Genomic DNA, 25946 nt, shown 5'->3' on the forward strand with positions numbered 1-25946 from the left:
GCCCCGGGCTAGGGACGACGCCACGCACGGCCGTCGCGGGCGAGCATGGCGTCGGCGCTGTCGGGGCCCCACGTCCCGGCCGGGTAGTCGTCCGGCCGTCCCGTGGAGGCCCAGTGGTCGAGGATCGGGTCGAGGATCCGCCAGGACTCCTCCACCTCCTCGTTGGTGGGGAAGAGGCTGGCCTCGTCGAGCAGGGCGTCGAGGATGAGCCGCTCGTAGGCCTCGGGCGACTCCTCGGTGAAGGCCTCGGAGTAGGAGAAGTCCATGTTGACGTCCCGGACCTCCATCGCCGACCCCGGGACCTTCGACCCGAACCGCATGAGGACCCCCTCGTCCGGCTGGACGCGGATGACGAGCACGTTGTTGCCCTGGGCCGCCGTCTGGCCGGGACCGAAGGGCAGGTGCGGCGCCTCCTTGAACACGAGGGCGATCTCCGTGACCCGGCGGCCGAGCCGCTTGCCGGTGCGCAGGTAGAACGGCACCCCGGCCCAGCGCCGGGAGTTGATGCCGAACGTCGCGGCGGCGTACGTCTCCGTCCGGGACTCCGGGTCGAAGCCGTCCTCCTCGCGGAGGCCGCGGACCTGCTCGCTGCCCTGCCACCCGGCGGTGTACTGGCCGCGGGCGGTGGTCCGGGCGAACGGGCCGACGGCACTCGTCGCCCGGAGGACCTTCAGCTTCTCGCTCTGCAGCTCCGAGGGGTTGAACGTCACCGGTTCCTCCATCGCGATGAGGGCGAGCAGCTGGAGGAGGTGGTTCTGCATGACGTCCCGGGCCGCGCCGATCCCGTCGTAGTAGCCCGCGCGGCCGCCGAGGCCGATGTCCTCGGCCATCGTGATCTGCACGTGGTCGATGTAGTGGGAGTTGAACAGGGGGTCGAACAGCTGGTTGGCGAAGCGCAACGCCATGATGTTCTGGACGGTCTCCTTGCCCAGGTAGTGGTCGATCCTGAAGACCGCCGACTCGGGGAAGACGGCGTTGACGATCTCGTTGAGCTCCCGCGCGGAGGCCTCGTCGTGACCGAAGGGCTTCTCGATGACGACGCGGCGCCACCCGTCCGCGCCCGCCGCGAGACCCGACCGTTCGAGCTGGTGGCACACGTCGGGGAAGTAGTCCGGGGGAACGGAGAGGTAGTAGGCCCAGTTGCCGCCGGTGCCGCGGGTCTCGTCGAGCTCACGGGTCAGGTCGGCGAGCCGGTCGAAGGCGTCGTCGTCCTTGAAGTCGCCGCGGACGAAGAAGATCCCCTCGGCGAGCCGGTCCCAGACCTGCTGCCGCCACGGCGTGCGGGCCCGTCCCTTGACGGCCTCGAGGACCTGCTCCTCGAAGTCCGCCTTCGACCAGTCGCGGCGACCGTAGCCGATGAGGCTGAACCCGGCGGGGAGGAGCCCCCGGTTGGCCAGGTCGTACACGGCCGGCAGGAGCTTCTTCCGCGCGAGGTCACCGGTCACGCCGAAGATGACGAGGCCGGAGGGGCCGGCGATGCGGGGCATCCGCCGGTCGTCGGGGTCCCGCAGCGGGTTGGTCCAGGCGGCCCGGGCCGCGGTGCGGCGGTCGGAGGTCCGCCGGTCCGCGGTGCGGCGCTCGTCGGCCGGGGTGGCGGGCCGGTCGTCGGGCCCGTCCGTCCTTCCCTGGGTGGTGGGCTCGGTCCGGCTCACAGGCGCTCCCCGATGGCCTCGAGGAGCTCGGTCCAGGCGTCGACGAACTTCTGCACGCCCTCGTCCTCGAGCACGCGGAAGACGTCGTCGAGCTCGATGCCCGCCTCCTCGAGCTGCTCGAACACGGCCCAGGACTCGTCCCGGCGGCCGGTGAGCCGGTCGCCGGTGACCTCACCGTGGTCGGCGGTCGCCGTGAGCGTGTCGAGCGGCATCGTGTTGACGGTCTGCGGCCCGGCGAGCTCGACGACGTACATGGTGTCCGGGTACGCCGGGTTCTTCACCGACGTCGAGGCCCACAGCGGGCGCTGGACGTGCGCCCCGGCCTCCGCGAGCTCCTGCCACGTCGCGTTCTCGAGCAGCCCGGTGCGGAAGGCGTCGTAGGCGAGCCGGGCGTTCGCGATGCCGGCCTTTCCCTTCAGCGCGGCCGCCTCCGGGGTGCCCGCCGCATCGAGCCGGGCGTCGATCTCCGTGTCCACCCGGGACACGAAGAAGCTGGCCACGGAGTGGATGCGGGAGATGTCGTGGCCGTTCTCCCGCGCGGCGGCGATGCCCTCGATGAACGCCTTCATGACCTGCTGGTACCGCGCGACGCTGAAGATGAGCGTGACGTTGACGCTGATGCCCGCCGCGAGGACGTCGGTGACGGCGGGGAGGCACTCCTCCGTCGCGGGGATCTTGATCATGAGCGCGTCGGGGCGGTCGACGGCGGCGGCGAGGTGCAGCGCCTGGGACACCGTCGCCTCGCGGTCACGGGCGAGACGCGGGTCGACCTCGAGGGACACCCGCCCGTCGACCCCGTCGGTCGCGCGGTTGACGTCGGCGAAGAGGTCGCAGGCGTCCCGCACGTCGTCGACGGCCATGGCGAAGACCGCCTCGGCGGCCGAGGAGTCCCCGTCGCGCAGGCTCCCGAGCTGGGCGTCGTAGGCCGTGCCGGTCGACATGGCCTTGGCGAAGATCGCCGGGTTCGTCGTCACGCCGACGACGCCACGGTCGGTGATGAGGTCGCGCAGCGAGTTGTCCGTGAGGGTGACCCGGGAGAGGTCGTCGAGCCACACGGACGTTCCGGCGGCGGCGAGGGCACCGAGGGGACCGCTGGTCCGGTCGGTCGGGTCGGGGGAGACGGTGGTCATGGTGGCTGGGACCTTTCGTGGTCTGGGATGGGTCAGCGGTGGCCGACGGGGACGTGTCGTCGTCCCGGCCGCCCGCCGGGGTCGGGGGGGGGGAGACGACGGCCTCCCCGGTGGGTGGGGAGGCCGTCGCCCGGTGCTCAGCGTCCGAGCGTCTCGTGCGCCGCGGAGACGACGGCCTCGGCGGTGATGCCGAACTCCCGGTAGAGGGTCTTCCAGTCGGCGGAGGCACCGAAGGTCTCGACGGAGACCGAGCGGCCCTCGAGCCCGACGAGCCGCGTCCACGACATCGCGATGCCGGCCTCGACGGAGACGCGGGCGGTGACGGACGGGGGGAGGATCTCGTCACGGTAGGAGCTGTCCTGGTCGAGGAACCACTCCATGCACGGCACGGAGACGACGCGGGTGGGGACGCCCTCCTTCTCCAGGGTCCCGGCGGCGGCGACGGCGAGCTGCACCTCAGAGCCGGAGCCGAGGAGGATGACCTCGGGCGACCCGCCGGAGGCCTCGCGGAGCACGTAGGCGCCGCGGGCGACGCCGTCGGCGGCCTTCTCCCGCGTGCCCGCGAGCACCGGGACGTTCTGCCGGGTGAGGACGAGCGCCTTCGGGCCCTCCGGGGCCCGCAGCGCCGCGACCCAGGCCTGGGCCGTCTCGTTGGCGTCGGCCGGACGGATGACGGACAGGCCCGGGATGGCTCGCAGGGCCGTGAGGTGCTCGACGGGCTGGTGCGTCGGGCCGTCCTCACCGAGGCCGATCGAGTCGTGGGTCCAGACGAGGTAGATGTCCGTCCCCATGAGCGCGCCGAGCCGCACCGCGGCGCGCATGTAGTCGGAGAACTGGAGGAACGTCGCACCGTAGGGGCGCGTCCCGCCGTGGAGGGCGATGCCGTTGAGGATGGACCCCATCGCGTGCTCGCGGATGCCGAAGTGGAGGTTGCGGCCGTACGGCTCGGCGGTGAACGACGGCGTGGAGGTCGAGGCCGGGCCGAAGGAGGGGGAGTCCTTGATGATCGTGTTCGTCGACCCGGCGAGGTCGGCGGACCCGCCCCACAGCTCGGGCAGCGTGGCGCCGAGAGCCTGGAGGACCGCCTCGGAGGCCTTGCGGGTGGCGAGGTCGTCGTCGCCCTCGTCCCAGACCGGCAGGTCGGCGTCGAAGTCCGCGGGGAGCTCGCGGGCGGTGAGCCGGTCGAGGAGCCGGCGACGCTCCGGGTTGCTCTCCGACCAGGCGTCGAAGCGTTCCTGCCACCGGCGGTGCTCCTCCGCGCCGCGGTCGACGAGCGCCCGGGTGTGGGCGAGCACCTCGTCCTCGACGATGAAGCTCCGGTCGGTCGGGAAGCCGAGGATCTCCTTGACCCCCGCGACCTCCTCGGCACCGAGCGCCGACCCGTGGGACGCGCCCGTGCCCATCTTCGTCGGGGCCGGGTACGCGATGACGGACCGGAGGCGGATGAAGGTCGGTCGCTCCGTCTCGGCCTTGGCCTTCTCGACGGCGTCGAGGATGCCGACGACGTCCTCGCCCGTGACCTCGAGGGTCTGCCACCCGTAGGCCTCGTACCGCGCGACGACGTCCTCGGTGAAGGCGATGTCCGTCTCGTTCTCGATCGAGATGCCGTTGTCGTCCCAGAAGACGATGAGGTTGCCCAGCTGCTGGGTCCCCGCGATCGAGGAGGCCTCCGAGGTCACGCCCTCCTCCATGTCACCGTCGGAGGCGATGACGTAGATGAAGTGGTCGAAGGGGGACTCCCCGGCCGGGGCCTCGGGGTCGTAGAGCCCACGCTCACGACGGGAGGCCATCGCCATGCCGACGGCGGAGGCGAGCCCCTGGCCGAGCGGGCCCGTGGTGATCTCCACGCCGCGGGTGTGGTGGACCTCGGGGTGCCCCGGGGTCAGCGACCCCCACGTGCGCAGCGCCCGGAGGTCGTCGAGCTCGAGCCCGAAACCGCCGAGGAAGAGCTGGATGTACTGCGTCAGGGAGCTGTGCCCGGCGGAGAGGACGAAGCGGTCCCGTCCGACCCAGTCCGTGTCCGAGGGATCGTGGCGCATGACCCGCTGGTAGAGCGTGTAGGCCAGGGGGGCGAGGCTCATCGCCGTGCCCGGGTGCCCGGAGCCGCAGTTCTCGACGGCGTCGGCGGCGAGGACGCGGACGGTGTCCACGGCCCGGGTGTCCGTCTCCGTCCAGTCGTCGGGGTAGTTCCGGACTGTCAGCGCTTCGAGTTCGGGGGACAAGGTCACGGTAACTGCCTTTCTGGCGACGGCCGGGGCGTCCGGGAGTCCTCCGCGAGGTGCTGCCGTCGCCCGCCGTGCGGGGTCGTGGTTGTGTCGGCCGGTCCCGCGGTGACCCGCAGTGGACCGTGTGTGATGGACGGTCAACCGCCGGCCACGGGCCGCCGGGCGGCCGTCGGTCACGCGGGTGAACCGGCGTCGGTGGTCGTCGCGTACCCGGGCGGGCAGGGCGACCACCGTTCACGCCGGGCGGTGTCCACGGACCAGTGTAATGACCACGCGGACAGGGCCCGCCGGACGGCGTACGCGCGAGTGTAGAGGAATGTCGCCCGGTCCCGACAGACCCCTCCGCCACCCCCGCGCACGGGCCGGTTCGGGCGGTCCGGGAACTCGACGTCCCCGTCGTCCGACTACTGACCCGGGACACGCGCGTCCGCCCGACCGGTCGTGACGGCCCTTTACCGGGCCCTTGTACCGGGGACATCGGGCGCTCGGGTACCGTTGGACCCCGGCGAGCACACGGCCGGCACCGCACGGGCCCAGACGTCGTTGGAGGATGAGACACTGGTGGAAAAGCTCAAGGCGTACATCGCGTTGACCAAACCTCGGGTCATCGAGCTCTTGCTGGTCGCCACGATCCCCGCGATGCTCCAGGCCGACCGGGGGGCCGTCCACGTGGGGCTGATCCTGCTGACCCTCGTCGGCGGGTGGATGGGCGCCGCCTCGGCGAACGCCTTCAACATGGTCGCGGACCACGACATCGACCAGCTCATGCGCCGCACCCGGCGCCGCCCCATCGCCCGGGAGACCGTGACGGTCGGGCAGGCCCGCGTCTTCGCGTGGATCCTGCTCGTGGTGAGCGTCCTCTGGCTGACGTTCCTCTGCCACTCACCGCTCGGGGCGGCCTTCATCGTTCTCACGGTCTGGTTCTACATCTTCGTCTACACCAAGTGGCTCAAGCGCCGGACCTGGCAGAACGTCATCTGGGGCGGGGCCGCCGGCTGCATGCCGGTGATCGTCGGCTGGGCCGTCGTCACCGACGCCACGACGGGTGCCCTCCACGCCGGCTGGTGGTCCTGGGCGCAGGCGGTGATCCTCTTCATGGTCATCTTCTTCTGGACGCCGCCGCACACCTGGGCGCTCGGGATGCGGTACAAGGAGGACTACGAGGCCGCCGGCGTGCCGATGATGCCGGTCGTCAAGCCGCCGCTCGAGGTCTCCCGGCAGATCCTCTGGTACACCTGGGCCACCGTGATCACGTCCCTGCTCCTCGTGCCCGCGACGGGCTGGCTCTACGCACTCGTGGCCCTGCTCAGCGGAGGCTACTTCATCGTCATGGCCCAGCGGCTGCACAGCGGCGTGAAGAGGGGGGAGAAGGTCCGTCCGATGAACCTGTTCTTCCTCTCGAACAACTACCTCTCCGTGCTCTTCGTCGGGTTGTCGGTCGACGCCGTGCTGGGGCTCCGCCCGGTGTGGTCGCTCCTCGGCCTCGGCGGCTGACCGACCGCCGCGTCCCGCCGCGACGGGTCACGCACCGGGGGGTGCGTGCCGGTGACTCCGGGAGGCCCGCGCAGCCCCGTCCGGGACTCCACGGTCGGGGGCCGCGGGCGGTACCGGGGAGCCGCACTCCGCAGGCCCCGTGGACGGGGGGTGGGGGGAGGTCTCACGCCCGGTCCGGCCGTCGGGGTCCACGGTCCGGGGTCACGACGCCGCCCGCGTCCCCGCCCCTCCGGGCCGCCCCGTCACAGGCGCCCACCGACCCCCCTCCGGGCCGCCCCGTCACAGGCGCCCACCGACCCCGTTGCCCGCACCCCACGGGTCCACCCGCGGCGTCGACGTCGGTCACCCACCCCGGTGGCCTGCGCTGTGCCCCCGTCCGCCGGTCGCCGCGCCCGCACCCCACGCGTCCGGCCGGCCCCCCGGTCCCGCCCCCGCTCAGCCGTCGTAGGAGGAGGCGAGCGTCGAGTCCCCCTCGAGGGACCCGGAGTGGTGCGCGACCCCCTCGACGTACCGGTACCGCCGCGCCCACACGAACCCCGTCCCGGCGGTGACGATCCCCGCGCCGACGACGTGCAGCGGGACGGTCCACCGCGGGACCCCCAGCCAGTACTGGACGATCCCGACGGCGGCCTGCACGACGATGCCGGCGATGAGCAGCAGCGTCGCCCGGCGGAGGGGGACGTCGACCTTGACGGCGATGAGCCCGGCCAGGAGGCCGATGGTCACGCCGAGATAGATGTACATGCCGTGGGCGTGGAGGTTGGCGATCTCGATGAGCGGGATCTGGAGCCGGTCCTCCGGCCGGACCGCGGCGTCACCGGCGTGCGGGCCGGCGCCCGTCGTCATCGTGCCCGTGACGAGGGTGACCCCGAGCAGCACCGCCGACCCCGTCGCGAGGTACCGCAGGGGGCGGGGCATGAAGGGACGCTTCCGGCCGTCGTCGGGCTCACCGATCTTCGTGACGAGAACCGCCGCCATGAACACCAGCGCCATCGACGGCAGGAAGTGCATCGCGACGCTCCACCACGCGAGGCCGAGGTGGACGGAGATGCCGCCGAGCACCGCCTGGACGATGATGCCGATGCCCTGCACGAACGCGAGGTCGATGATGCTGTTCCGGCGTCCGGCCCGGACGACCGCGAGGAAACAGGCGATCGCCGCGACGGCGACGACGAAGGTGAGCAGCCGGTTGCCGAACTCGATGGCCTGGTGGACCCACGGCGTGGTGCCCCCGACCGGGATCAGCGACCCGGGCTGACACTCCGGCCAGGTCGGGCAGCCCAGGCCGGACCCCGTGACCCGGACGATGGCCCCGGTGAAGGTGATGCCGACCTGCGCGCAGAGGAGCACGATGCCGTACACCCGCTGCCGGGCGAGCGGGGCGACCGCGGGGGTGCCCCATCTCCGGTGCGCGCCCGCGAGGATCCGGTGAACGAAGGCGTAGAACGCCAGCAGGCCCCGCCGCAGCGGGTTGGTGGCGTCGTCTGTCCTGGTACGCATGGTCTCCAACACGGACCAAGTCTATCCAACGGGCGGGCGCCCGGGTAATCCCGGCCACCCCTGAAACGGGAGGTCAGTCGCGGTCCATGGTGAAGGAGAAGTGCTTCATCGCGGCGAGGACGCCGAGCACCGCCCACGCCGCGAGCACGGCGACGGCCTGACCGGGGAAGTACCCGGCGGCGGCGCCGATGAGCCCCTGCGTCAGGGCCACGGAGGGGATGACGGTGAGCACCTGCATGAGCCCGTCGGGGATGCCCGGTTCGAGGGTCACCGCGACCGCGGCGCCCATGAGCGCGAACCAGATGGTGTTCCCGAGCGCGAGGACGAGCTCCGAGCTCAACGTGCCGCCGAGGAGCAGCCCGAGCCCGGTGAACGCGGCGACGCCCACGATGATGAAGATGAGGGCGAGGGGGATCCCCGCCGCGACGGGCCGCCAGCCGAGGATGAGGGCGACGACGGTGAGCACCACGATCTGGACGACCACCGCCGCGGCGACGGCCATGATCTTGCCCGCGATGAGCGCCCAGGTCGGCACGCCCGACGCGCCGATGCGTTTCAGCGCCCCGTAGCGCCGGTCGAAGGCGACGGCGATCGCCTGGCCGGTGAAGCCCGCGCTCATGACGGCGACGCCGAGGGCCATGGGGAAGACGCGCCGCACCGAGTCGTCGAGGTCGACGATCGGCAGGAGCGTCATGCCGATGAGGAGGCAGACCGGGATGACGAGGGAGAGGAGCTGCTGCTCACCGTGGCGGAGGAACAGCAGCGTCTCGATCCGGGCCTGGGAGAGGAGCAGCCGGCCGGGCGGGGCGGGCGTGGGGTTCGGCGTGAACAGCCCGGGGCGGAACCGTCCCCCGGCCGGGGCCGTCGGCGTGGCCCGCGGGTCCTCGTGAGCGGTCGGTCCGGTCATGCGCGCATCTCCCGTCCTGTGATGTCGAGGAAGACGTCCTCGAGCGAGCGGTGGTCCACGCTCATCGTCGAGACGAGCACCCCCTGGTCGGCGGCCGCGGCGGTCACGGCGGCGACGGCCTCCGGTGTCACCGCGCCGTCGACGCAGTACTGCCGGGGCCGCTGGCGGCGCACGGTCGTCGACTGCCCGTGCCGGTCGAGCCACGCCTGGGTCGCGGCGACGTCGAGGTCCCGGTCGGTCGACAGGGAGAGCGTGGGTTCCTGTCCGGTGGTGAGCTCGGCGGTCGTCCCGCGGGCGACGACGGTGCCGTGGTCCATGATGACGACCCGGTCGGCGAGGGCCTCGGCCTCGTCCATGAGGTGGGTGGTGAGGACGACGGCGACGCCGTCGCGGCGCAGCGCGCTGACGAGGTCCCACACGAGCAGGCGGGACTGCGCGTCGAGCCCGGCGGTCGGCTCGTCGAGGAAGACCAGTTCGGGGCGGCCGACGAGGGCCATCGCAAGGGACAGCCGCTGCTGTTCGCCACCGGAGAGGCGCCGGTAGGCCGTCGACTCGTGCCCGGTGAGCCCGACGGTGTCGAGCAACCACCGGGGGTCGAGGGGGTCGGAACTGTACGACGCCGCGAGACGCAGCATCTCACCGACCCGGATGCCGGGGTACGCCCCGCCGCCCTGGAGCATGACGCCGATCCGCCCCCGGATCTCGTCGGCCTGCTCGGCGGGGTCCATCCCGAGGACGCGGACGACACCGTCGTCGGGGACGAGGAAGCCCTCGCACATCTCGACGGTCGTGGTCTTCCCGGCACCGTTGGGGCCGAGGAGGGCGAGCACCTCGGCCCGGCGGAGCTCGAGGTCGAGCCCGTCCACCGCCGTCGCCGCGCCGTACCGCTTCACGACGCCACGGAGTTCGAGTACCTCTGCCTCATACACGGGGCACCAGTCTAGCGCCCCTGCGCAGCGCCGGGCCCGCGAGGTGGCCGGAAGGTCAGGCGCAGCCCGCGTCGTCGGGCGGCCCACCACACCGCGCCGAGCACGACGGCGACACCGACGGCGGACATGACGTAGATCGTGAGGACCGTCCCGGGCGGGAGGCTGAGCCCGCGGGGGAGGATGAAGAAGCTGAACGCCACCGAGTAGAGGATCACGGCGAGCCGGAACCCGCGGTGGTTCGCCCAGGCCGCCAGGGGGAGGATCGCCCACAGCAGGTACCAGGGGTGCACGACCGGGAAGAACGCGACGAGGAAGAAGGTCGCCACGCCCAGTCCGCCGACCGGGTGGATGCGGCCCCGGAACGACGCCCACAGCATCCGCGCCACCCAGAACAGGCCGACGACGACGCCCGCCCCGCGGGCCAGGGTGAGCGCGGCCTCGGTGTGGTCCCCGAGCCCGAGGAGCATCCCGGAGGTGGCGGTGAGCAGGCCGATGTCCGTCGTCACCGACATCCAGCTCACGATGGAGGCGGCGCCGCCCTGGGCGTCGATCCACCCGAGCCCGATCCCGGACAGCAGCGAGACCCCGCCCGTGACGACGACGAGCCCGAGGCCGGACCACAGGGCCGCGACGACGAGGTCGCGCAAACGCCCGCCCCGCCGCCGGGCGAGCGCCGCGGTGGTGAACCCCAGCGCCATGAAGGCCGTGACCTTGACCATCCCGGCGCAGCAGACGAGCGCGGTCCCGGCGACCATGAGGACGATCCGGCTGGTCCGCGGCCGGTCGGCGCGGTCGACCGCCCGGAGGCAGAACTCCACGCCGGCGAGGAGCAGCCCCATCATGAGGGCCTCGTTGTGGATCCCGCCGACGAGGTGGAGCAGCGTCAGCGGGTTGAGGACGCCGAGCCAGAACGCGGCCTGCGGGCGGACGCCGCAGCGTGCCGCGAGCCGGACGATCGCCCACCCGGCGAGTGCGACGCCGGCCACGGCGACGAGGCGGTGGAGGACGACGGCGACGACGACGGTGTCCCCGGTCACGGCCGAGATCAGCGACCCGGTGAGCAGGGCGACGGGGCCGTAGGGGGAGGGGGAGTGCGCCCAGAGGTAGGGCACGGAGCGGGCGAGGGGGTCGTTGATGCCGAGCAGGTCCACCGGGCCGGCGGAGTAGGCGTCGAGCCCCCGGTGCGCGATGGCCCCCTGCGCGAGGTAGGAGTAGATGTCCTGGGTGAACAGCGGCGCGGTGAGGGTGAGCGGGATCAGCCACAGGGCGAGGATCCGGCGAAGGGTGCGCAGGGGGACGAGCCGGGCCGTCCGCGGGGGGCGGACGGGGACGGCGTGGAGCCCGAGGATCAGCCAGGCGGCGACGAGCGCGCCGATGCCGACGAAGACGGTGACGGTGGTGGCCTGGAGCATCCGGGCGAGGACGTTGATCCAGCCCACGGTCCACAGGGGGTTGTCGACGACGGGCATCGCCCCTGCACCGAGCCCCCCGACGGCGACGAGCGCGGAGCCGAACGTCCCGAGCACCGTGGCGAGGCGGACGCGCGCGACGTCCGCCTGGCTGAGCCGGGCGAGGGTGTCCGGGCAGTCCGGCCCCTCGTGGAGGTGCGCGGACCGTGACCCGGCGAGGCCGAGCGACGGGGCGATGTCGCGCAGGGGGAGGACGGCGGCCCGTCGTCGGGGTCGCCGACCGGCGGGCCGGGGCCCGGGCGGGGTGTCGGTCGTCGTCTCCCTCATCACGACACAGGAGTCTACGTTCCCGTCGGGCACGGGCCGGGCGACACTCCTGGCGGACCCCTCGCCGGGGCAGGGCGGGGTGCGGGGGACGGGGGCCCCCGGAGAGTCGGACAGCCGCGCTGCCGGACGACCGGGGAGCCGCGGAGCCGGGTCGTCGGGCAGCCGGCAGGTCGCGGAGCCACGCGACCGACCGGGCGGAACAGGGTGCATGTCCGGGTGGACAACCGATCAGTCCGGTGACCGTCGATAACCGCCGTCTAACAGAGCAGGTCAGGCTATCCTTAGTGGACAGCGGGAAGGAATTAGACCACACTCGTGTTGTCTAATCATGCGGCTGATCCACACGCCTGTGACAGGGCACCTGCGACCGCGCACCGGATCCCGCCCCTCCACCGGAGGGCACCCCGGAACCGGTGCACACACCACGCAGGGACAGCACGGACGACACGGACACCACGAAGAACGGGACTCGGACAGCACCGGGAGGAGGCACGGCCATGGCGGCACCGGACACGAACGACACGCGACACCAGATCCTCCTGCACGTCCTGACCCACGGCCCGGTACGCGCGTCCGAGATCGGTGACGCCGTCGGCCTCAGCGCCGCGGGGGTCCGTCGACACCTCGACTGCATCGTCGCCGACGGCCTGGCGGAGACCGTCGACGCCCCCGACCGTCACACGCGTTCGCGGGGACGGCCGGCGCGGCGGTACCGCCTCACCGACGCCGGTCGGGCGACGTTCGGCCATGATTACGACACCCTGGCACGGCTCGCCCTCCACGCCCTCCGCGAGGCGGGCGGGGAGGAGGCCGTCGAGGAGTTCGCGTCGCGACGGGTGCGCTCGATGCTCGCCGCGGCCGGGGACCCCGGGGACGGGCGGTCCGGTGGGGACACCGGCACCGTCGTCGCCACCGCGTCCCGCATCGCCGACGTGCTCAGCGGGCACGGATACGCGGCGACCGTCGACCACACCGCAGGTGGTGTCCAGATCTGCCGGCACCACTGCCCGATCCAGGAGGTCGCCCACGAGTTCCCCGAACTCTGCGCCGCCGAACACCGCGTGGTCGCGGAACTGCTCGGACAGCACACCCAGCCCCTGGCGACCATCGCCGACGGCAACGGCATCTGCACGACCCACATCCCGCTGACCACCATCCACCCTTCACCGGAGAAGGAGAGCGAGCAATGACTCAAGCCGCAACACCCCAGACCACGGACACGCAGAAGCCACGCTCCGACGAGGAGATCATCGACTCCATCGGCGCCTACGGCTACGGCTGGCACGACAACGACACCGCCGGGGCCACCGCCCGACGGGGCCTCAACGAGGACGTCGTCCGCGACATCTCCTCGAAGAAGGGCGAGCCGGAGTGGATGCTCCGGCGCCGCCTCAAGGCCCTCGAGATCTTCGACCGCAAGCCCCTGCCGACCTGGGGTGCGGACCTCAGCGGGATCGACTTCGACAACATCAAGTACTTCGTCCGCTCCACCGAGAAGCAGGCGACGACCTGGGACGAGCTGCCGGACGACATCAAGCGCACGTACGACAAGCTCGGCATCCCCGAGGCGGAGAAGCAGCGGCTCGTCGCCGGTGTCGCCGCCCAGTACGAGTCCGAGGTCGTCTACCACCAGATCCGCGAGGACCTCGAGCGCCAGGGCGTCATCTTCGTCGACACCGACTCGGGCCTCCGGGACTACCCGGAGCTGTTCGAGGAGTACTTCGGCACCGTCATCCCGGCCGGCGACAACAAGTTCTCCGCGCTCAACACCGCGGTGTGGTCCGGCGGCTCGTTCATCTACGTCCCGAAGGGCGTGCACGTCGACATCCCGCTCCAGGCGTACTTCCGCATCAACACGGAGAACATGGGCCAGTTCGAGCGGACGCTCATCATCGTCGACGAGGACGCCTACGTCCACTACGTCGAGGGCTGCACGGCCCCGATCTACAAGACGGACTCCCTGCACTCCGCCGTCGTCGAGATCGTCGTGAAGAAGGGCGGCCGCTGCCGCTACACGACCATCCAGAACTGGTCGAACAACGTCTACAACCTCGTGACGAAGCGCACCAAGGTCGACGAGGGCGGCACGATGGAGTGGGTCGACGGCAACATCGGCTCGAAGGTCACGATGAAGTACCCCGCGGTCTGGATGACCGGGCCGTACGCCAAGGGTGAGGTGCTCTCCGTCGCCTTCGCCGGTGAGGGCCAGTTCCAGGACACCGGGGCGAAGATGATCCACATGGCCCCGCACACGAGCTCGAACATCGTCTCGAAGTCCGTCGCCCGCGGCGGGGGACGGGCCGCCTACCGCGGCCTCGTCCAGATCAACAAGGACGCCCACCACTCGACGTCGAACGTGGAGTGCGACGCGCTGCTCGTCGACTCGGTGTCCCGGTCGGACACGTACCCGTACAACGACATCCGCAACGACCACGTCTCGCTCGGCCACGAGGCCACGGTCTCGCAGGTCTCCGAGGACCAGCTGTTCTACCTCATGAGCCGCGGGCTCGAGGAGGAGGAGGCGATGGCGATGATCGTGCGCGGGTTCGTCGAACCCATCGCCAAGGAGCTCCCGATGGAATACGCCCTCGAGCTCAACCGACTTATTGAACTCCAGATGGAAGGATCGGTGGGCTAACCACGATGACCACTTCGAGCACTGATTCCGCACCGGTCGCCGGCACGCCCGGCGGGTCGACCTCGGCCGCCCCCGTCGAGGAGCGCGAGGTCACCGTCAGCCGCCCGGGTACCGCCCAGGACCACCCCACGAAGGGCGACCGTTTCTCGTCCTTCGACGTGGCCGACTTCGCGGTCCCGCACGGCCGTGACGAGGACTGGCGCTTCACACCGCTGCGCCGGCTGCGTGGCCTGCACGACGGCACGGCCGCCCCGGCGGACCGCACCCGGGTCTCCGTCTCGGTCCCCGAGGGCCAGTCCGGTGTGACCGTCTCCGAGCTCCCGATGGACGACGACCGCGTCGGCCGGGCGGGCGCCCCCGTCGACCGGGTCGCGGCGCAGGCCTGGGTCTCCAGCCCGGTCGCCGACGTCGTCACCGTCGCCCCGGACACGCAGGTCTCCGGTCCGGTCGTCGTCGACGTCACCGGTGCCGGCGAGGACGTCACGACGTACGGCGCCGTGCTCGTCGAGGCGGGCGCCCACTCCGAGGCCGTCGTCGTCCTCCGGTACCGCGGGTCCGGCACACACGCCGACAACATCGAGTACGTCCTCGGTGACGGGGCCTCCCTGACGGTCGTCGTCGTCGAGGACTGGGACCGTGACGCGGTGCACCTGTCGAACTCGCACGCCCTCCTCGGGCGGGACTCGACCCTGCGGCACACGTACGCCTGCTTCGGCGGCGACGTCGTCCGCTCGGTGCCCCACGTGCGCTTCGACGGTCCCGGCGGTGACGCCGAGATGCTCGGCGTGTACTTCGCCGGTGACGGCCAGTACTTCGAGCAGCGGCTCCTCGTCGACCACTCGGTGCCGAACTGCCGCTCGAACGTGCTCTACAAGGGCGCGCTCCAGGGCGACCCGGACTCCGACCGTCCCGAGGCCCGCACGGCCTGGATCGGCGACGTCCTCATCCGCCCGGACGCGACGGGCACGGACACGTACGAGAAGAACAACAACCTCGTGCTCACCCGGGGCGCGCGCGCCGACGCCGTGCCGAACCTCGAGATCCAGACCGGTGAGATCGTCGGTGCCGGGCACGCGGCGACGGTGGGACGCTTCGACGACGAGCACATGTTCTACCTCCGCTCGCGCGGCATCCCCGCCGACACCGCCCGCCAGCTCATCGTCCGCGGGTTCTTCACCGACGTCATCCGGCGGATCCCCGTCGGCGACATCCGTGACCACCTCGAGGACCTCGTCGAGCGGGAGCTCGAGAGCACGGTCCTCTGACCGGGTCCCGTCCCGGACCCCGGCCGGGCCGAACGGCCGCCCGGGGCCCCACCGGTCCGCCGGCCCGACGGACCGCCCCACACCGTTGACCACCCCGTAGTCCACCAGCAGCCGAGCCGCTGCGGAAGCCAGGAAGCGCACATGAGCACCCTCGAGATCAAGAACGTCCACGCCCAGGTCGTCCCCGCCGACGAGAACGACGACCCGAAGCCGATCCTCCACGGTGTGAACCTCACCGTGAACTCCGGTGAGACCCACGCCATCATGGGGCCGAACGGCTCCGGCAAGTCCACCCTGTCCTACGCCATCGCCGGCCACCCCCGGTACGAGATCACGGAGGGGGAGGTCCTGCTCGACGGCGAGAACCTCCTCGACATGGACGTCGACGAGCGCGCCCGGGCCGGTCTCTTCCTCGCCATGCAGTACCCGGTCGAGGTCCCGGGCGTGTCCATGGCGAACTTCCTCCGCTCCGCGGCGACCGCGGTGCGGGGCGAGGCCCCGAAGATCCGCGACTGGGTCAAGGAGGCCCGGGCCGCGATGCAGGAGCTGGACATCGACCCGTCCTTCTCCGAGCGCTCCGTGAACGAGGGCTTCTCCGGCGGTGAGAAGAAGCGCCACGAGATCCTCCAGCTCGGGCTGCTCAAGCCGAAGTTCGCCGTCCTCGACGAGACGGACTCCGGCCTCGACGTCGATGCGCTGCGCATCGTCTCCGAGGGCATCAACCGCTACCGCGAGCGGGAGAACGGCGGGGTCATCATGATCACGCACTACCAGCGGATCCTCAACTACGTGAAGCCGGACTTCGTCCACGTCTTCGCCGGCGGACGGGTCGTCCAGTCCGGCGGCCCCGAGCTCGCCGCCGAGCTCGAGGCGCACGGGTACGAGAAGTTCACGAAGTAGCGGGTACGAGGTGGCCGGTGTCACGGGGGCCACAGAGACGAAGGAAGCGACTGCATCATGACTGAACTGGACACGCAGGCGATCCGGGAGGACTTCCCGATCCTCGGGCGCACCGTCCGTGACGGGACACCCCTGGTGTACCTGGACTCCGGTGCGACGTCGCAGCGCCCGCTGCGGGTCCTCGACGCCGAACGCGACTTCCTCACGCGCCACAACGCCCCCGTGCACCGGGGCGCGTACGCGCTCGCCGAGGAGGCCACCGACGCCTACGAGGAGGCCCGCGCGGACATCGCGGGCTTCGTCGGCGCGTCCGTCGACGAGATCGCCTTCACGAAGAACGCGACCGAGGCGCTCAACGAGATCGCCTTCATCCTCGGTGACCCCCGCAGCGGCGACCTGACCGTCGGCGAGGGGGACGAGATCGTCGTCTCCGAGCTCGAGCACCACGCGAACCTCGTCCCGTGGCAGGAGCTCGCGGCCCGCACGGGCGCGACCCTGCGCTGGTACTCCCTGACCCCCGACGGCCGCATCGACCTCAACAGCCTCGAGCTCAGCGACCGGACGAAGGTCGTCGCCCTCAGCCACCAGTCGAACGTGACCGGGGCGGTGCTCGACGTGCCCGAGGCGGTCCGCCGTGCCCGGGCCGTCGGTGCCCTGTTCGTCCTCGACGCGTGCCAGTCCGTCCCGCACATGCCGGTGGACTTCCGGGCCCTCGACGTCGACGTCGCGGCGTTCTCCGGGCACAAGATGCTCGGCCCGAACGGCGTCGGCGTGTTGTACGGGAAGAAGGACCTGCTCCGCCGGCTCCCCCCGTTCCTCACCGGTGGCTCGATGATCGAGAAGGTCACGATGGAGCGGACGACGTTCACCACCCCGCCGCAGCGCTTCGAGGCGGGGACGCAGATGACCTCGCAGGTCGTCGGGCTGGGGGCGGCGGTCCGTTACCTCCGCGACCTCGGCATGGACGCCGTCCGCGCGCACGAGGACGACCTCACCGCCTACGCCCTCGAGCAGCTGGCGACGGTCGACGGGCTGCGCATCGTGGGGCCGACCGAGCCGGTCGACCGGGGGGCGGCGGTGTCCTTCGTCGTCGACGGGATCCACCCCCACGACCTCGGTCAGGTTCTCGACGAGCGCGGCGTGTCGATCCGCGTCGGCCACCACTGCGCGTGGCCGTTGCACACGTGCATGGGCGTCCAGGCGACCGCCCGCGCCAGCTTCTACATCTACAACGACCGCTCGGAGGTCGACGCGCTCGTCGCGGCCATCCGTGAGGCCCAGCGGTTCTTCGGGACCGTGTGACAGGGGAGTCGGAGAGGAGACACGAGCATGAAGCTTGAACAGATGTACCAGGAGGTGATCCTGGACCACTACAAGCACCCGCAGCACGCCGGGCTCCGGGAGCCCTTCGAGGCGGAGGTGCACCACGTCAACACCTCGTGCGGCGACGAGCTCACCCTCCGCGTGCACCTCAGCGAGGACGGGCGGACCGTCGAGGACGTCTCCTACGACGCCGTCGGGTGCTCGATCAGCCAGGCCTCGACGTCCGTCATGGCCGAGGAGCTCGTCGGGGCGACCGTCGACGACGCGTTCGGCAAGCTCCACGAGTTCGAACGGATGGTGACCTCACGCGGGTCCGTCGAGGGTGACGCCGACGTCATCGGCGACGGCGTCGCCTTCGCCGGGGTGTCCAAGTACCCGGCCCGGGTGAAGTGCGCCCTGCTCGGATGGAAGGCCTTCGAGGCCGCCGCCTACGATGCGGGGGCCCGGCCCGCCGCGACCACCGACACGACCCCGTCGGGGGACCTGTCGTCCGACTCCGATTCCGACGCCGACACCGCCGGCGGGGCCTCCGGGCCCCGCGGCACCACGACCGAAGGGTGAGTGACCACACCATGACCGACACCACGTCCGGGACGACCCCCGGAACCACGACAGCGTCCGACGCCGCCACCGCGGCTGAGACGGCTGCGGACGACGCCCCCGTGACCGCCGACGCCGCCACCACGGCCGACCCGTCCGCCCCGGCGAACCCCTCCGCGCCGCAGATGGACCCGAACCCGCTGTCCGACGTGCCGCGCCCGCCGCGCGAGCCCACGGAGGAGGAGCTGCTCCTCATCGGCAGGATCGAGGAGTGCCTCGGCGAGGTCATCGACCCGGAGCTCGGCATCAACGTCGTCGACCTCGGCCTCGTCTACGACATCTGGGTGGAGGACGAGACCGTGGCCGTCGTCAACATGACGCTGACCTCCCCGGCCTGCCCCCTCACCGAGATGCTCGAGGACCAGGTGGACTACGAGATCAGCTCCGTCCTCGAGAACGAGATCACCGAGGTCCGGCTGAACTGGGTCTGGAGCCCCGCGTGGGGCCCGCACATGATCAACGAGGCCGGTCGCGAACAGCTCCGCTTCCTCGGCTTCTCCGTGTGACCCCGGTGGCCTGACACCGTCACCGTCCGCCGGACCGGGCCCCTCCGTCCGACCCCGTCACCGTCCGCCGGACACGGCGTCCCGACCCCGGCGTCCCCGCCCGCTCCCGGCGGGGGCGCCGGGGTCCACGCCGTCACGCAGCAGGGAGCCGACGACGCTCCAGGGCCGACGCCACACCGGGCGGAGGAACGGGTGGCCGAGGCCAGTCGCCCGACGCAGCGCCCACATCGCCCCCGCGACAGCCACGCCGTCGTGCCCCGTGAGGTAGGCCCACTGCCGGCGGGCGGACAGCCGGAAGAACGCCGCGAAGAAGTCGGCCGTGACGTCGCCGTCGGCGCGCGTGAGCAGCTCGCCGCCGAGCCGGCGCAGCCACCACGCGAGCGCCGCCGACAGGCGGAGACGGCGGGGGAGTCGACCGCGTGGCACGGCGTCGAGAACCGTGTCCGCCGCGGCGAACCCCGCCGCGAGCGAGTACCCGGTCGCCGGGTGGACCATCCCTCCCGCGGCCCCGAGGGCCCAGACCCCGTCCCGGGTCCGGTACCAGGGACGACGCCGTGTCCCCATGGGGATGTCGACGACCTCCCAGCGTCGGGCCGCGGGCTCCGGGCCGGTGGACGCCAGGTCGAGGCGGGCGCGGAGCCGGCGGCGCAGGACCGGGACGAGCTCCCGCGCCGACGCCCGGGTGGCGAGCACCGTCTCCTCGAACAGCACGGTCCGGCCCCCGTCGAGCGGTTGGACGTAGAGGAAGCTCGGAACGTCCCCACCGGTCACGCCCGGCGCCGGGGTCCAGTCCATGAAGACCGGGCCGTCGTGGCCCAGCTCCCGGGCCTCGGCCGCGCTGACGTGCACGCCGACCGCCACCTGCCGGACACCGCCGGTGACGTCCGGGGCGCCGGTGCAGTCGATGACGGCGTCGACCCCCAGGGCCGCCGGCGTGGCCGCGGTCCCCGTCGGGGCGTCGCGGTGGAGGACGGCCCCCGGGCCCGGGGCGAGGCGGGCCCGCAGGCTGGCTGCGTCGACCATGGCGTACCGGTGCGGAAGGCGGATCGACCCGTCCGGCGTGCGGACGCGCGGGTGGGCCGGGGCGGTCGCGGTGGGAGGTGCGGCCTCCTGCCCGCGGCCGGGCCGGGCGGGCCGTTCGTCGAGGCGGGTGGGGCGCTCGTCGAGGCGGGTGGGGCGCTCATCGGGCCACACGGGGTCCCCGTCGAGCCAGGCCGGGCATTCGTCAACGAGGACGCCGTAGGTCGCGGGCCAGCGGGGGAGCGTGCCGCCCGGGGACTCCGCGGACACCGGGGACTCCGCGGACACCGGGGGCTGCGGGGACTGCGGGGAGGCGTCCACCTGCCGCGGGAGCCGCGGGTCGTGGAGGTGGACCGTCCACCCGCGCTCGCGGGCCCGGCGGGCGACCGCGGCCCCCGCCGGGCCGGCACCGAGGACCGCGACCGAGAACGGTCGGGACACCGTCGACGGGGCCTCGACAGTGCCCGCAGACGTCCTCAACCTCCCCCGTCCGGTACCCCTCCATGCACGCTGCAGCGTGCAAAAACAAACTCTGCAGCCCCGGCTCCAAAAATTTTTTGTCACCACTGTCCACCTCTTCTCGCCGTGCTCGCACCGTCAAACCCGGCGGAACCGCCCGACCGCTGTCCTGGGACGACCGCGGGGACCGCCGAACACGTGTACGCTCTTCTCCCTCACACCCGGCTGCTCCGGAGGCAGTCAGACCCACTTCCGTTTGCGATTCCGGTGCTAACTTTCGCGGGCCAACACGATAGACTACGTGCAGCCCCGTAGCGACGACCGCTTCTCACACAGCGGTACGACGGGGCACGCCGGTGTCACGCCGGCTCCGCCGGGGCGACAAGGGGGTCGTCCGGGGAGGAAGGGGGTGGCACTGGCGTCCGAGGTGGACACGGGGCATCCCGCGTCCACTGGCCGGGGATCTCCCTGTGTGAGGGGGATGGGGAGGTCCCCGGCCCGGTGTCGCCGAGACTACCGCCCGGCAGTGCCGGCCGTCCGCTCCACGAGCACCACTGTTAGGCTGGACCGTTGTGATTGTCACCCAGGATCTTGAAGTGCGCGTCGGCGCCCGTACCCTGCTCGACGCCCCTGGCCAGCTGCTCCGGGTCCAGCCGGGCGACCGCATCGGTCTCGTCGGCCGCAACGGCGCGGGCAAGACGACGACGATGCGGATCCTCGCCGGGGAGGGGGAGCCCTACGGCGGGTCTGTGACCCGCTCCGGCGAGATCGGCTACCTCCCGCAGGACTCCAAGGAGGGGGACATCGACCAGACGGCCCGGGACCGGGTGCTCTCGGCCCGGGGGCTGGACCAGCTCCGCCAGAGCATGGAGCGCCAGCAGGAGATCATGGAGACCGGCACCGACACCGAGCGGGACGCGGCGATCGGCAAGTACAGCCGGCTCGAGGAGCGCTACGCGGCCCTCGGCGGCTACGAGGCGGACGCCGAGGCCGCCCGCATCTGCGACGGCCTCGGGCTCCCGCAGCGGATCCTCGACCAGCAGCTCAAGACCCTCTCCGGCGGTCAGCGCCGCCGCGTGGAGCTCGCGCAGATCCTCTTCGCCGCGACGAGCGGGTCGGGCAGGTCGGCGACGACCCTGCTCCTCGACGAGCCGACGAACCACCTCGACGCGGACTCGATCACGTGGCTGCGGGACTTCCTCCGCCGTCACGAGGGCGGTCTCATCATGATCTCCCACGACGTCGAACTCCTCGAGGCCGTCGTCAACAAGGTCTGGTTCCTCGACGCCGTCCGCGGCGAGGCGGACGTCTACAACATGGGCTGGAAGAAGTACCTCGACGCCCGCGCGACCGACGAGGCCCGGCGTCGTCGCGAACGCGCGAACGCGGAGAAGAAGGCCGGTGCGCTACGGCAGCAGGCGGCGAAGATCGGCGCGAAGGCCACGAAGGCCGCCGCCGCGAAGCAGATGGTCGCCCGCGCCGAGCGGATGATCGGCTCGCTCGACGAGGTCCGCCAGGACGACCGCGTCGCGTCGATCACGTTCCCGGAACCCGCCCCGTGCGGGAAGACACCGATGAACGCCCGCGGCCTGACGAAGATGTACGGCTCGCTCGAGGTCTTCGCGGGCGTCGACCTCGCCGTGGACAAGGGCAGCCGCGTCGTCGTCCTCGGCTTCAACGGCGCCGGGAAGACGACGCTGCTCAAGCTCCTCGCCGGGGTCGAGCGCACCGACGGTGAGGGCGGCGTCGTCAGCGGCCACGGGCTGAAGATCGGGTACTTCGCCCAGGAGCACGACACGATCGACCCGGACAAGAGCGTGTGGACCAACGCCGTCGAGGCGTGCCCGGACGCCGGGGAGCAGGATCTCCGGGGTCTCCTCGGCGCGTTCATGTTCTCGGGGGAGCAGGTCGACCAGCCCGCGGGCACGCTCTCCGGCGGTGAGAAGACCCGCCTCGCCCTCGCGACACTCGTCTCGAGCCGCGCGAACGTGCTTTTGCTCGACGAGCCGACGAACAACCTCGACCCGCAGTCCCGCGAGCAGGTGCTCGACGCCCTGCGGACGTACACCGGGGCCGTCGTGCTCGTCACCCACGACCCGGGCGCGGTGAAGGCGCTGGAGCCGGAGCGGGTCATTGTCCTGCCGGACGGGACCGAGGACCTGTGGTCGGACGCCTACATGGAGATCGTCGAGCTGGCCTGAGCCACGTGACCGCCCCGGGCACCGCGCCCCGCGGCGAGCTCCCGGCAGTGGGTGACGAAGTTCCGCAGCAGCTGCCCGGCCTCGGCGGCGACGACGGGCCGGAGCGCGGCGGCGATCTCGTCCCCGGCGCCGGCGTCGAAGTACCCGTGGTCGGGGTAGAAGGCCATGCGCCGGACCATCCCCGCGCCGTCCATCTCGGGGTGGAACTGGCTGGTCCACACGCGGTCACCCCAGCGGTACAGCTGGATCGGGCACGTCGGGCCGGTGGCGAGGACGACCGCGCCGTCGGGGACCCGGCCGACGTTCTCCGTGTGACCGGTGAGAGCACCGAACGTCGACGGCAGGCCGGCGCACACCGGGTCCTCCCGCGCGGCGTCGGTGAGGTGGACGGTGGAGAGGCCGGCCTGTTCGGGGTGGGTGCGCACGACGTCGCCCCCGAGGGAGTCGGCGAGCAACGAGGCACCGTAACAGGCGAGGAAGACCGGGACCGGCGCCGTCGTGACGAGGTCGACGAGCCGCCGGCTGACGAGCGGCTGCCAGGTGTCGTCGAGCGGCGCGGTGACCGTGAAGGGGGAGCCGCCGACGATGACGCCGTCGGCCCCGTCGAGGGGGCCGGGAGTGCTGTCCGGGCTGTCCAGGACCCGCTGCTCGAGTTCGTCGGGCTGCAGGCCGGTGGCGCGGAGCACGTCGAGGTACTCGGCACCGGCGACCTCGGCGCCGGAGCGGGGGGAGAGCAGGATGAAGCTCACGGTGGACCGGCCTCCTGGGGACCATCGGGGGTGCGGAGGGCTGGCCCTCCGCGTGGACCGCGCGCGTCCCGGCACGCGGATCCCTGGGTGGGTCCGTGGCGGTCCGGTCCGGAAGGGAGGGGACGACGCCGTGCTGCGCCGGGGCACCGGCACCGCCACGGGTTCCGCCCATCGTAGCAGACAGCTCTGTCTGTGACGGCGACCTCCCCGGCACGCCCATCCGGTGCCCCCACCCCTCCGGCGGCTCCCCGCCCGGCGGCGACCCCTGCCCGCCGGCGGGCGACCCGGTCAGTTCCGGAAGCCGTGGACCGGTGCCGGGATGACACCGCCCCGCGCGATGAAGACGTCGTTCGGGACCGTGTTCACCGGGATGACCGGTGCGTACCCCAGCAACCCGCCGAAGTTCACCTCGTCACCGGGGAAGGCCCCGGGGACCGGGATGACCCGCACGGCGGTCGTCTTGTGGTTCATGACACCGATCGCGGCCTCGTCCGCGATCATCCCCGCGACGGCCGAGGCGGTGGTGTCGCCGGGCACGGCGACCATGTCGAGCCCCACGGAGCAGATCGCGGTCATGGCCTCGAGCTTGTCCAGCGTGATCGAACCGCTGCGCACGGCGTCGATCATCCCCTTGTCCTCGGACACCGGGATGAACGAGCCGGACAGGCCGCCCACCCGCGAGCACGCCATCATCCCGCCCTTCTTCACCGCGTCGTTGAGCAGCGCGAGCGCGGCCGTCGTCCCGTGCGTGCCGACCTGGCCGAGCCCCATGTGCTCCAGGATGTGCGCGACCGAGTCTCCGAGCTCCGCCGTCGGCGCGAGGGAGAGGTCGACGATCCCGAACGGCACCCCGAGCCGCCGCGCGGCCAACGTCCCGACGAGCTGCCCGGTCCGGGTGATCTTGAACGCGGCGCGCTTGATCTCCTCCGCGACCTCCGTGAGGCTCGCCCCCGCGAGGGACCCGATGGCGTGGTCGACGACACCCGGCCCGGACACGCCGACGCTGACGACGCAGTCCGGCTCCTCGACGCCGTGGAACGCCCCGGCCATGAACGGGTTGTCACCGACCGCGTTGGCGAAGACGACGAGCTTCGCGCACGCGATGGCGGCGCGGTCCGCCGTCGCCTCCGCGCACGCGAGGACGGTGCGCCCCATCTCCGCGACGGCGTCCATGTTGATCCCCGCCCGCGACGAACCGATGTTCACCGAGGAGCACACGACGTCCGTCGTCGACAGGGCCTCGGGGATCGAGGCGATGAGGCGGGCGTCGGCGTCGGACACCCCCTTCTCGACGAGGGCCGAGTACCCCCCGATGAAGTTCACCCCGACGTCCTTCGCCGCCCGGTCGAGCGCCCGCGCGAGGACCACCGGGTCCCCGCCGGACGCCCCGACGAGCAGCGACACGGGTGTCACCGAGATGCGCTTGTTGACGATGGGGACGCCGAGCTCACGCTCGATGCCCTCGCACACCTCGACGAGCCGCGCGGCCCGGCGGGTGACGGTGTCGTGGACGGCACGGGCCGTGTCCGCGACGTCGGCGCGGATGCACGGCAGGAGGTTGATCCCCATCGTCACCGTGCGGATGTCGAGCCGGTACTTCTCGATCATGTCGATCGTCTCGAGGATGTCGTTCGCGGCGGTCGTGCCGACGGGCCGGGACTGCGTCACGGTCATCCCCCCTACACCGAGTGCATGGCGTCGAACAGCGCCTGGGACTGGATGCGGATGACGAGCTTCTGCTCGGCCTCCACCTCGGTCATCCGGTCCTGGATGACCGTGAGGCGTTCACCCCCGGGACCGTCGTCGTCGAACTCGACGTGGAGGATCATGGTGAACCAGTCGTCCATGATGGTCTGGCTGACGTTGCGGATGTTGACCCCGAGGTCCGCGAGGGCGGTGGCCACGGCGGCGATGATCCCGGTGTGGTCGCGCCCCGTGACGGTCATGATGGCAATCATGGTGCCCATGCTACAAGTGCGTCACCGCCGCCCCGGCGACGACGTCCCCACGCGGGGGACGGTCACCGGGACGGCGGTGCGGAGCGGGGCCGGGGCCCCCGTCGCCGGTCACGACGCGGCGGACCCACCTCGGCGGACACTGTCCTCGACAAGGTCGAGGACCTGACGGAGACCCTCCGTCGAGCCGCCGGCCGCGAGGCGCGAGACGAAGCCCTCCATGACGAGCTCGAGGTAGGAGTGCAGCACGGGCACCGGGACGTCGTCCCGGAGCAGCCCCGCGTCCGCGTTGGACTGGAGCCGCTCCTCGACGGCCTCGTCGAGAACCGCCTGGTGCTCCCGCCACCGGGAGGCGAACCCCGGGTCGGTGCGCAACAGCCGCGAGATCTCCAGCCGGGTCGCGAACCAGCCGTAGGCCTCCGGTGAGACGAGCATGTCCCGCATCACCTCGACGAGACCGTCCGCGGCGACCGTCTCGGCCATCCGGGAGGCGTCCTCCCGGGCGAGCGCGAGGAACAGGTTCTCCTTGTCACCGAAGTGGTGGAAGATCGCACCCCGCGACTTGCCCGTGGACTCCTCGAGCCGCGCGACGGTCGCGCCGTCGTACCCGTACGTGATGAAGCACGCCCTGGCTCCCTGAAGAATGTCGTCCCGCTTCGCCGCCAGGTCGCTGTCGCTGACCTTGGGCATGTGGCGTCCCTTCTGTCGGAGCCGTGCCGGACACGGAGGCGGCAGGCCCCGCCGCGGGGGAGACCCA

At 72.0% G+C, this 25946-nt stretch carries 21 protein-coding genes; 9 read left to right on the forward strand and 12 right to left on the reverse strand.

Going from position 1 to position 25946, the window contains the following annotated elements; all coding sequences use genetic code 11:
* Window positions 1–8: 8 nt before the first annotated feature.
* The 3 genes from zwf to tkt all read right to left on the reverse strand — a co-directional run bounded on the left by zwf (window position 9) and on the right by tkt (window position 5010).
* Window positions 9–1487: a glucose-6-phosphate dehydrogenase gene (zwf, locus tag CBOVI_RS05480; RefSeq protein WP_125187417.1), complete on the reverse strand. Its 1479-nt coding sequence runs from the start codon at window positions 1485–1487 to the stop codon at window positions 9–11.
* Window positions 1488–1648: 161 nt separating this feature from the next.
* Window positions 1649–2782: a transaldolase gene (gene tal, locus CBOVI_RS05485; RefSeq protein WP_010265057.1), complete on the reverse strand. Its 1134-nt coding sequence runs from the start codon at window positions 2780–2782 to the stop codon at window positions 1649–1651.
* 137 nt (window positions 2783–2919) lie between these two features.
* Window positions 2920–5010, reverse strand: coding sequence for a transketolase (tkt, locus tag CBOVI_RS05490; protein ID WP_010265053.1), 2091 nt, complete (start codon window positions 5008–5010; stop codon window positions 2920–2922).
* A 492-nt stretch (window positions 5011–5502) separates the two neighbouring features.
* Here tkt and CBOVI_RS05495 point away from each other — a divergent pair, with 492 nt between their 5' ends.
* The gene (locus tag CBOVI_RS05495; RefSeq protein WP_260159948.1) at window positions 5503–6501 is read left to right on the forward strand and encodes a heme o synthase; all 999 of its coding nucleotides are present in this window, start codon (window positions 5503–5505) and stop codon (window positions 6499–6501) included.
* 435 nt (window positions 6502–6936) lie between these two features.
* On the opposite strand, the gene CBOVI_RS05500 is transcribed toward CBOVI_RS05495, so the two are convergent.
* The 4 genes from CBOVI_RS05500 to mptB form a co-directional block, all read right to left on the reverse strand.
* A complete protein-coding gene (locus tag CBOVI_RS05500) occupies window positions 6937–8001 on the reverse strand; it encodes a COX15/CtaA family protein (RefSeq protein ID WP_029157698.1) in 1065 nt (354 codons plus the stop codon).
* Between the two features lie 73 nt (window positions 8002–8074).
* Window positions 8075–8908, reverse strand: a complete 834-nt coding sequence (locus CBOVI_RS05505) for an ABC transporter permease (protein ID WP_010265042.1) — start codon at window positions 8906–8908, stop codon at window positions 8075–8077.
* Window positions 8905–9837 carry an ABC transporter ATP-binding protein gene (locus tag CBOVI_RS05510; protein WP_029157696.1) on the reverse strand — a complete coding sequence of 311 codons (933 nt, stop codon included), beginning with the start codon at window positions 9835–9837 and terminating at the stop codon, window positions 8905–8907. Before CBOVI_RS05510 ends, CBOVI_RS05505 begins: the two co-directional genes overlap by 4 nt.
* An 11-nt stretch (window positions 9838–9848) precedes the next feature.
* Complete coding sequence (gene mptB / locus CBOVI_RS05515; RefSeq protein WP_010265036.1) at window positions 9849–11573, reverse strand: polyprenol phosphomannose-dependent alpha 1,6 mannosyltransferase MptB; 1725 nt, start codon at window positions 11571–11573, stop codon at window positions 9849–9851.
* Window positions 11574–12070: 497 nt separating this feature from the next.
* Here mptB and CBOVI_RS05520 point away from each other — a divergent pair, with 497 nt between their 5' ends.
* The 7 genes from CBOVI_RS05520 (at window position 12071) to CBOVI_RS05550 (ending at window position 18805) form a co-directional block, all read left to right on the forward strand.
* The gene (locus CBOVI_RS05520; RefSeq protein WP_010265033.1) at window positions 12071–12763 is read left to right on the forward strand and encodes a helix-turn-helix transcriptional regulator; all 693 of its coding nucleotides are present in this window, start codon (window positions 12071–12073) and stop codon (window positions 12761–12763) included.
* Window positions 12760–14211 (forward strand): Fe-S cluster assembly protein SufB, encoded by a 1452-nt coding sequence (sufB, locus tag CBOVI_RS05525; protein ID WP_010265030.1) that lies wholly within the window; start codon window positions 12760–12762, stop codon window positions 14209–14211. The genes CBOVI_RS05520 and sufB overlap by 4 nt, the downstream gene beginning before the upstream one ends.
* Window positions 14212–14216: 5 nt before the next feature.
* Window positions 14217–15476 carry a Fe-S cluster assembly protein SufD gene (gene sufD, locus CBOVI_RS05530; protein ID WP_010265027.1) on the forward strand — a complete coding sequence of 420 codons (1260 nt, stop codon included), beginning with the start codon at window positions 14217–14219 and terminating at the stop codon, window positions 15474–15476.
* 141 nt (window positions 15477–15617) lie between these two features.
* On the forward strand, window positions 15618–16376 hold the full coding sequence (sufC, locus tag CBOVI_RS05535) for a Fe-S cluster assembly ATPase SufC (RefSeq protein WP_010265024.1): 759 nt from the start codon (window positions 15618–15620) through the stop codon (window positions 16374–16376).
* Window positions 16377–16433: 57 nt separating this feature from the next.
* Window positions 16434–17678, forward strand: a complete 1245-nt coding sequence (locus tag CBOVI_RS05540; protein WP_010265021.1) for a cysteine desulfurase — start codon at window positions 16434–16436, stop codon at window positions 17676–17678.
* 27 nt (window positions 17679–17705) lie between these two features.
* Window positions 17706–18260: a Fe-S cluster assembly sulfur transfer protein SufU gene (sufU, locus tag CBOVI_RS05545; RefSeq protein ID WP_010265019.1), complete on the forward strand. Its 555-nt coding sequence runs from the start codon at window positions 17706–17708 to the stop codon at window positions 18258–18260.
* Window positions 18261–18424: 164 nt separating this feature from the next.
* A complete protein-coding gene (locus CBOVI_RS05550) occupies window positions 18425–18805 on the forward strand; it encodes a metal-sulfur cluster assembly factor (RefSeq protein WP_043360529.1) in 381 nt (126 codons plus the stop codon).
* Between the two features lie 57 nt (window positions 18806–18862).
* Here the strand turns inward: CBOVI_RS05550 and CBOVI_RS05555 are convergent, their stop codons facing one another.
* The gene (locus CBOVI_RS05555; protein WP_183273624.1) at window positions 18863–20266 is read right to left on the reverse strand and encodes a lycopene cyclase family protein; all 1404 of its coding nucleotides are present in this window, start codon (window positions 20264–20266) and stop codon (window positions 18863–18865) included.
* Between the two features lie 590 nt (window positions 20267–20856).
* Here CBOVI_RS05555 and CBOVI_RS05560 point away from each other — a divergent pair.
* Window positions 20857–22485: an ABC-F family ATP-binding cassette domain-containing protein gene (locus tag CBOVI_RS05560; protein ID WP_010271064.1), complete on the forward strand. Its 1629-nt coding sequence runs from the start codon at window positions 20857–20859 to the stop codon at window positions 22483–22485.
* Here CBOVI_RS05560 and CBOVI_RS05565 read toward each other — a convergent pair.
* The 4 genes from CBOVI_RS05565 to CBOVI_RS05580 all read right to left on the reverse strand — a co-directional run bounded on the left by CBOVI_RS05565 (window position 22458) and on the right by CBOVI_RS05580 (window position 25879).
* Window positions 22458–23234, reverse strand: a complete 777-nt coding sequence (locus CBOVI_RS05565; RefSeq protein WP_010271061.1) for a glutamine amidotransferase — start codon at window positions 23232–23234, stop codon at window positions 22458–22460. The genes CBOVI_RS05560 and CBOVI_RS05565 overlap by 28 nt on opposite strands.
* A gap of 288 nt (window positions 23235–23522) precedes the next feature.
* A complete protein-coding gene (locus tag CBOVI_RS05570) occupies window positions 23523–24908 on the reverse strand; it encodes a PFL family protein (protein WP_010271058.1) in 1386 nt (461 codons plus the stop codon).
* Window positions 24909–24913: 5 nt separating this feature from the next.
* A complete protein-coding gene (locus CBOVI_RS05575; RefSeq protein WP_010271056.1) occupies window positions 24914–25192 on the reverse strand; it encodes an ACT domain-containing protein in 279 nt (92 codons plus the stop codon).
* 108 nt (window positions 25193–25300) lie between these two features.
* On the reverse strand, window positions 25301–25879 hold the full coding sequence (locus tag CBOVI_RS05580) for a TetR/AcrR family transcriptional regulator (protein ID WP_010271053.1): 579 nt from the start codon (window positions 25877–25879) through the stop codon (window positions 25301–25303).
* Between the last annotated feature and the right edge of the window lie 67 nt (window positions 25880–25946).

The organism is Corynebacterium bovis DSM 20582 = CIP 54.80 (assembly GCF_030408615.1).
In the GTDB taxonomy this organism is placed as follows: Bacteria; Actinomycetota; Actinomycetes; order Mycobacteriales; family Mycobacteriaceae; genus Corynebacterium; species Corynebacterium bovis.